At 33.9% G+C, this 3,640-nt stretch carries 5 protein-coding genes; all 5 read right to left on the bottom strand.

All coding sequences use genetic code 11. The annotated features are described in order from the left end of the window. Positions 1-164 precede the first annotated feature (164 nt). A complete protein-coding gene (locus CRV02_RS14175; protein ID WP_129085740.1) occupies positions 165-410 on the bottom strand; it encodes a DUF4006 family protein in 246 nt (81 codons plus the stop codon). Between the two features lies 1 nt (position 411). Continuing rightward, positions 412-1,305 carry a c-type cytochrome gene (locus tag CRV02_RS14170; RefSeq protein WP_129085739.1) on the bottom strand — a complete coding sequence of 298 codons (894 nt, stop codon included), beginning with the start codon at positions 1,303-1,305 and terminating at the stop codon, positions 412-414. 1 nt (position 1,306) lies between these two features. Continuing rightward, a complete protein-coding gene (locus CRV02_RS14165; protein ID WP_129085738.1) occupies positions 1,307-1,531 on the bottom strand; it encodes a cytochrome c oxidase, cbb3-type, CcoQ subunit in 225 nt (74 codons plus the stop codon). Positions 1,532-1,540: 9 nt separating this feature from the next. Next, positions 1,541-2,224, bottom strand: coding sequence for a cytochrome-c oxidase, cbb3-type subunit II (gene ccoO / locus CRV02_RS14160; RefSeq protein ID WP_129085737.1), 684 nt, complete (start codon positions 2,222-2,224; stop codon positions 1,541-1,543). A 16-nt stretch (positions 2,225-2,240) separates the two neighbouring features. After that, a partial coding sequence (gene ccoN, locus CRV02_RS14155) for a cytochrome-c oxidase, cbb3-type subunit I (RefSeq protein ID WP_258239319.1) occupies positions 2,241-3,640 on the bottom strand: 1,400 nt, incomplete at its 5' end.

Below are 3,640 nucleotides of genomic sequence, written 5' to 3'. Positions count from 1 at the left end.
TTGAAGATAAGAAAAGTAGCAGTGAGAGTACTGCTACTTTAATAAAGTTAAACTTTTTCATTAACCTACATAAACTCTTGCAGAGTCAAAGAAAGATAAGTATGCAGATAATGCAGCCGAAGCTAATAGTAATATTCCTATAATTTTATCCATTTTATCTCTCCTTACTGAGGTTTACCAACAAGTTCATAATGCTTTAGGTTTTCAGTACTATTGAATTTTAAAGCATCTAAATCTTGATTGATTTTATAAAAGTTTGTAGATTCATTTTGTTGAACTACGATTGCGTTGTATGTTAATACTCCTAAGATTGTTAGTAGTAATACTGTAGCAATTAACATTCCTGTAATTCCATGAAGTAGAGAAAATATCCCTCTTTCATTATCATTCATTTGTGTATTTCCTGCCATCTTACTCTCCTAAACTTCTAATATAAGCTGCAACTGCTTTTTCTTGAGTAGGATTTAATCTACCTTTAAATGAAGGCATCATACCAATGTTACCTTTTTTACCATTTTCTAGAACAGTAGCTACGATTGCATTATCATACTCAAGAATGTTTGGACCAACATAAGCCATACCTTTTCCATCTATACCGTGGCAAGAAGCACACACTGCATAAGCTGCTGGTTGTTCACCTTTGAATCCACCTGCAACATAAGAAGATACTGCATCAATATCAGCTTGGTCTGTTAACATCATTGGAGGCATTCCTGCTGGATATGCATCAGTGAAGTTATTTGCACCATTTTTAATTACATACTCTACTTGATCTTTTGCAATTCTATTTGTTAAATCATGAGCTTTTCCATTAATACCTTCTGCATCTACACCATGACAAGGTGCACATTGAACTAGGTATGTAGATTCACCCATTGCAACTAAAGTTTCTTCTGATGGGTTTTCCCATTTAGAAGAGAATCTTGCGTTATATTCATTCACTTCTTGGTTCCATTGACCAATTTGTGAGAATCCGTTAGTTGGGTAACCAATTGTCCAGTACCAAAACAACCAAACTAAAGTACCAATAAATGCTAATCCCCAACCTGTTGGGATAGGGTTTTTATATTCACCAATTCCATCCCAGTTATCTTCTGCTAGTTCACCACTAGCAGTATCATTTTTCATTTGGTTAACATACTTTAATACAACAAATACACTAATAGTGATAATTGCAACAGCAGCTAACATCGTAAGGTCATTAATATAATCCTCACCAAAGCTAAAAGCATCACCAGCAACAAAATATGTTCCTGAGATTAGAGCAATGATAAGAATAATACCACCTATTACCATAGATTTCATATTATTTCTCCTTCTCTTTATTCTTTTCTTCTTTATTTCTATTTTCGAGAGGATCTGACTCTATTGTGTCATCATGAACTAGATTTGAATATTTTTCAAAGTCTCTTTCACCTTTCTTTTGTCTTCTATAAATAGAAAAAGCATACGAATAAAACACAATAAACACCACTAAGATTAGGAAAAATTTCGCGTAACCTTGAATAGTTAGAAGAGTCTCTTGATCCATTTTAACCTCTTATTTTAAAGAATTTAAATATGCAATTAATGCAACAATTTCAGGAACTTGACCGTTTGCAACGGCATCTTTTACAGCTTGGTTTTTCATATCTGCAGCGATTGCTTTTGCATCTTCTTTTGCTTTTGCAATTGCGCTTTCATAATTACCTAACTCTACATCAATTTTTCCATCACCATCTAAATCTACATCATATGGTGTTTTGAATACAGTTTTTACTGTATATGCTTCTGCGTATGCAGTATCTAAATCAGCTATATTTGTAAACTGATGTGGATATGCTGGCATAACTGTTCCAGGTACAACTGATGCAGGATCCATCATATGTGTCTCATGCCAATCAGTAGTTCTATAATTTCCTACTCTCATTAAGTCTGGACCTGTTCTTTTTGATCCCCATAAGAATGGTCTATCATATGCATACTCTCCTGATAAAGAGTACATACCATATCTATCAGTCTCTGATTTAAATGGTCTAATTAATTGTGAGTGACAAGCGTTACATGAATCTTTTATATATACTTGTCTACCTGCTAACTCTAACACACTGTATGGTTTTGTACCTACAGTTGGTCTACTTTGTTTTGCGAAATCAGGAATAACTTCAATAATCCCTGCAAACGCAATAAATACGAATACTAGTACCGCAAAGAAAAACGGTCTTTGTTCAAACCAATGAAACATTATTACACCCTCCTTCTTAAGCTGCTACTGGTGTAGCATTTACTGGTTCTTTATCAAGTACTCTTCCTGCTGTTGCAGTTTTGTACATGTTATATGCAAACATAAAGAATCCGATTAGATACATTAATCCACCAACTGCTCTAATTGTGTAGTATGGTTGTAATACAGTTACAGTATCAATGAATGAGTATACTAATGAACCATATTCATCATATGCTCTCCACATCATACCTTGTGTAATACCTGCAATCCACATTGAAGTAAAGTATAATACAATACCAGTTGTTTGTAACCAGAATTGTGTATCCATTAACGACTTAGAGTAAATCTCTCTTCCATACATTCTTGGTGCCATGTGGTATAGTGCTGCCATAATCATAAATACAACCCATCCTAGAACACCATCGTGTACGTGACCTGGAATCCAATCAGTAAAGTGTGCAATTGCATTTACAGATTTAATAGACTGAATTGGTCCTTCGATTGTAGATAACATATAGAATGTTGATGCTAAAACCATGAACTTAATCAGAGTATTTGATTGTAATTGTTGCCATTCACCCTTCATTGTTAAAAGCATATTAATTGCTGATCCCCATGATGGTAAAATTAATACTACTGACATTACAGATCCCATTGTTTGCATCCAATCTGGAACTGTTGAGTAAATTAAGTGGTGTCCACCTGCCCATAAATATACAAATAATAGACCCCAGAATGCTAAAATTGATAATTTATAAGAGTAAACATTTTGTCCTGACTCTTTTGGTAAGAAATAATAAATCATAGCAATAATTGGAACTGTAAATACAAATGCAACTGCATTGTGTCCATACCACCACTGAACAATAGCATCATTTGTACCAGCATACATTGATACTGAGTGAATCCATGAACCATATCCAGATACAAAATAAGTTGGAACTTCCATATTATTAAATAGGTATAACATAGCTATTCCAAGGAAAGTGGCTACAAAGTACCAAACCGAGATATATAAAGTTCTTTCTCTTCTAACTCCAATTAAACCAAAAATTGATACTCCCCAAAGTACCCACCATGCAACAACTAAAATATCTAAAGGCCATTCTAATTCAGCATACTCTTTTGATGTTGTAATACCCATAAACAGAGTTACTACAGCTAAAAGAATAGTAATGAAGTAAAGTACAAAGTGTAATTTAGCTACACCCATTAAGAATGGTGATTCTTTTAAAGATACTTTTAATACTCTTTGCCCGATATAATACCAACACGCAAAGATACCACTAAGAGTAAAACCAAACGCAACACCATTTGTGTGTAAAGGTCTTAATCTACTGAAAGTACCATATTCACCTGCTAGGTTATTTAAACCTGGGAATGCAAGTTGAAACGCTAGTATAACACCAATAGTCATACCTATGATACCAAACA

This window comes from Arcobacter sp. CECT 8989 (assembly GCF_004116715.1).
Lineage (GTDB): Bacteria > Campylobacterota > Campylobacteria > Campylobacterales > Arcobacteraceae > Halarcobacter.
This window is presented reverse-complemented; position numbering and strand designations above follow the sequence as displayed.